The 3,142-nt window shown below is 69.3% G+C and carries 4 protein-coding genes; 3 read left to right on the forward strand and 1 reads right to left on the reverse strand.

Going from position 1 to position 3,142, the window contains the following annotated elements; all coding sequences use genetic code 11:
• Positions 1–448: 448 nt before the first annotated feature.
• The 3 genes from Q7T15_RS08220 to gdhA all read left to right on the forward strand — a co-directional run bounded on the left by Q7T15_RS08220 (position 449) and on the right by gdhA (position 2,403).
• On the forward strand, positions 449–586 hold the full coding sequence (locus Q7T15_RS08220) for a hypothetical protein (RefSeq protein ID WP_304695141.1): 138 nt from the start codon (positions 449–451) through the stop codon (positions 584–586).
• Positions 587–635: 49 nt separating this feature from the next.
• Positions 636–947 carry a hypothetical protein gene (locus tag Q7T15_RS08225; RefSeq protein WP_370689124.1) on the forward strand — a complete coding sequence of 104 codons (312 nt, stop codon included), beginning with the start codon at positions 636–638 and terminating at the stop codon, positions 945–947.
• A 106-nt stretch (positions 948–1,053) separates the two neighbouring features.
• Complete coding sequence (gdhA, locus tag Q7T15_RS08230; RefSeq protein WP_304695145.1) at positions 1,054–2,403, forward strand: NADP-specific glutamate dehydrogenase; 1,350 nt, start codon at positions 1,054–1,056, stop codon at positions 2,401–2,403.
• Between the two features lie 12 nt (positions 2,404–2,415).
• Here gdhA and Q7T15_RS08235 read toward each other — a convergent pair whose 3' ends face one another.
• Positions 2,416–2,973, reverse strand: a complete 558-nt coding sequence (locus Q7T15_RS08235; protein ID WP_304695147.1) for a LysR substrate-binding domain-containing protein — start codon at positions 2,971–2,973, stop codon at positions 2,416–2,418.
• Between the last annotated feature and the right edge of the window lie 169 nt (positions 2,974–3,142).

Here is a 3,142-nt window from a genome sequence, read left to right on the forward strand (position 1 = left end):
GAACGATGCTTCCCGCTTCAGCGCGATCGCCACGACGTCGTCCCGGAACTCCTTCGGAAACGCTTTCGGCATGATGCCCATCCTTCCAGCAGCGACCCTCGTCGCCACAGGTCAGGAGTCACCTAAACCTTCAGCAGTCCCAGCTCTCCTTCCCGGGCCAACGAGTGGAAGGCGGTGAATCGCCGCGGTGCCGTGAATTGCGTCCGTCTGTTTCGCTACCTCCGCCGAGCATGGCTCAACACAATCAGTCATGCGCGCCGCGTCCCACCCCCACTTGAGGTGTCGCAGCCCTGGGCAAATGGGCGCGAGAGGTTGGAACTGCGGGCCCAGGTCCGCTCCGCGCGAACAAGACCGTCCCCGCGACGAAAGCCCTTGACCCTGTGGCGACCACACAGAGTTCTCTGTCCGCAGGCGAGGTTTCTCGCCTCTGACAGAAAACAGATTGGCCATGACCACTACACCTCTTGACGGAGTCACCGACTTCGTCGCCGGGCTGCCGGAGCTCGCGCAGCCGCTCACCGTCGCCGCGCTCGGGGCGATCCCGTACGTCGAAGGCGAGGGGTCGGCGGGACGCGATCAGGCTTGAGTTGGCGCGCACGGAGGCCGCCATCTGGCCGCTCACCGGGAAGACGTCCATGCCCTACTTCCGGTTCCCGTACGGCGACCGGAATGCCGCTGCGATCGACATCGTCAACGGATTCGGGTACGTCCCGTTCCGGTGGACGGTGGACACGCTCGGCTGGAAGGGAACCTCGGGCGGCGTCACCGCCTCGATGGTCTGCCAGCGCGTGCTGAGCACGGCGAAGCCCGGCCAGATCGTCCTCATGCACGTGGGCGCCAACCCGGACGACGGCACGACCATCGACGCGACCGCCCTGCCCTGCATCGTCGAGGGGCTACGCGCGAAGGGCTACGGCTTCGTCGCGGTGGGCACCATGCTCGACTAATGAGCCCCATGACCACCGACACAACAGGTGTCGGATTGTCGGTAGCCTGGCAGGTGTCGCCCGCGCTCATCCGCGCGGGCTTCCGTCTGCTCTCGGAGGCCACCGCATGCTCGCTCTCGCCCCTGCCCTTCAGCCCGTCTACGACGAGGTGGTGAGCCGCAACCCGGGCGACACCGAGTTCCACCAGGCGGTGCTCGAGGTTTTCGAGAGCCTCGCGCCGGTCGTCGCGAAGCACCCGGAGTATGCCGACGCCGCGATCATGCAGCGCCTCGTCGAGCCCGAGCGGCAGCTGATCTTCCGGGTGCCGTGGGTCGACGATGCGGGGCGCGTGCAGCTCAACCGCGGGTTCCGGGTGCAGTTCAACTCGGCCCTCGGCCCGTTCAAGGGCGGCCTGCGGTTCCACCCCTCGGTGAACGTCGGCATCATCAAGTTCCTGGGCTTCGAGCAGACGTTCAAGAACGCGCTCACCGGCATGCCCATCGGCGGGGGCAAGGGCGGCGCGGACTTCGACCCGAAGGGGAAGAGCGACGCGGAGGTCATGCGCTTCTGCCAGTCGTACATGACCGAGCTGCACCGCTACATCGGCGAGTACACCGACGTGCCCGCCGGCGACATCGGAGTCGGAGGCCGCGAGATCGGCTACCTCTTCGGCCAGTACAAGCGCCTCACCAACCGGTACGAGTCGGGAGTCCTCACCGGCAAGGGCATCGGCTGGGGCGGCTCGCTCGTGCGCCGCGAGGCCACCGGCTACGGCACGGTGTTCTTCGTCGACGAGATGCTGCGCCGCCACGGCGAGAGCCTCGAGGGCAAGCGCGTCGTCGTCTCGGGATCGGGCAACGTCGCCCTCTACGCGATCGAGAAGGCGCATCAGCTGGGCGCGACGGTGGTCGCGTGCTCCGATTCCGGTGGCTATGTCGTGGATGCCCGGGGCATCGACCTCGAGCTGCTGACCGACATCAAGACGGTGCGTCGCGGTCGCATCTCGCAGTACGCCGACGAGCGCGGTGGGGGAGTCAACTACGTCGCGGGCGGCTCGATCTGGGACGTGCCGTGCGACATCGCGCTGCCGTGCGCGACGCAGAACGAGCTCGACGACCGCGGAGCGCGGGCGCTCGCCTCGAACGGCGCGAAGGTCGTCGCCGAGGGTGCGAACATGCCGACCACGCCGGCCGGCGTTCGCGTGCTGCGCGAGGCGGGCATCCTCTTCGCCCCCGGCAAGGCGGTGAATGCGGGCGGTGTGGCGACGAGCGCTCTCGAGATGCAGCAGAACGCGTCACGCGACTCGTGGAGCTTCGAGCACACCGAGCAGCGCCTCGCCGAGATCATGCGGCAGATCCACGACCGGTGCCTCGAGACGGCCGAGGAGTACGGGGTGCCCGACGACTACGTCGCCGGCGCCAATATCGCCGGGGTCACTCAGGTCGCCGACGCGATGCTCGCGCTCGGGGTGGTCTGAGGCGTCGCCCGGTCAGCGCGAGCTGTTGGCGGTGCGTCCCCGCACGATCCCGATGAACTCGCCGACGAGCGGGTGCGGGCTCTCGATCGGCCACACGAGCGAGATCCCCGTGTCCGGCGCCCCGGTCAGCAGCCGCGCGACCACATCCTTGCGCGACTGCGCCCGCGCCACCGACTGCGGCATGACCGCGACGCCGACGTTCGCGGCGACGAGCGCCACGGCGTCCTCGCCCGTGCCGTCGAGGAGGTCGACGAGCAGAACCGTCTCGTCCGCGAGATCCTCGAGCGCAGGCGCGGCGAGGTCGGCGACGAGCGACTCCTTGGGGGCGACCACGACCGCGGCCTCGCGATACAGAGGGATGGCGTGCCAGTCGTCGGTCGCTGCGGTGTCGCGGAGGAGCGCCATGTGGGCGGTGCCGTCGTGCAACGCCGTGAGAGCATCCGCCTGCGTCATGGGGGTGAGATCGATGCGACCGCGGGGCCGGCGCTCGCGCCAGATGCGCTCCCACTTGGTCGGCGTGACGCCGGGCACGAAGGCGACGCGAAGCGGTTCGGGGCGCGGTTCGGGCATGGGGTCAGGCTACCGGCGAGGCGGGCGAGCGCCGGGGTCGCCTACGCTCGGGGTATGACCGATGCGCCCCGCGAAGACCGCCGCCAGCAGCCGAAGCCCCCGAAGGAGCAGCTGCTCAGCCCGAAGACGGCCGCGAAGAAGCTCGGCGTGTTCCTGCCGGCGACGCCCG

Origin of the sequence: Microcella sp. (assembly GCF_030645145.1) — a bacterium.
GTDB lineage: Bacteria > Actinomycetota > Actinomycetes > Actinomycetales > Microbacteriaceae > Microcella.

What these genes read in the sequence shown, in the direction of transcription:
- Q7T15_RS08225 (WP_370689124.1), top strand. Translation starts at nt 636, where the DNA reads ATGCCCTACTTCCGGTTCCCGTACGGCGACCGGAATGCCGCTGCGATC.
- Q7T15_RS08220 (WP_304695141.1), top strand. Translation starts at nt 449, where the DNA reads ATGACCACTACACCTCTTGACGGAGTCACCGACTTCGTCGCCGGGCTG.
- Q7T15_RS08235 (WP_304695147.1), bottom strand. Translation starts at nt 2,973, where the DNA reads ATGCCCGAACCGCGCCCCGAACCGCTTCGCGTCGCCTTCGTGCCCGGC.
- gdhA (WP_304695145.1), top strand. Translation starts at nt 1,054, where the DNA reads ATGCTCGCTCTCGCCCCTGCCCTTCAGCCCGTCTACGACGAGGTGGTG.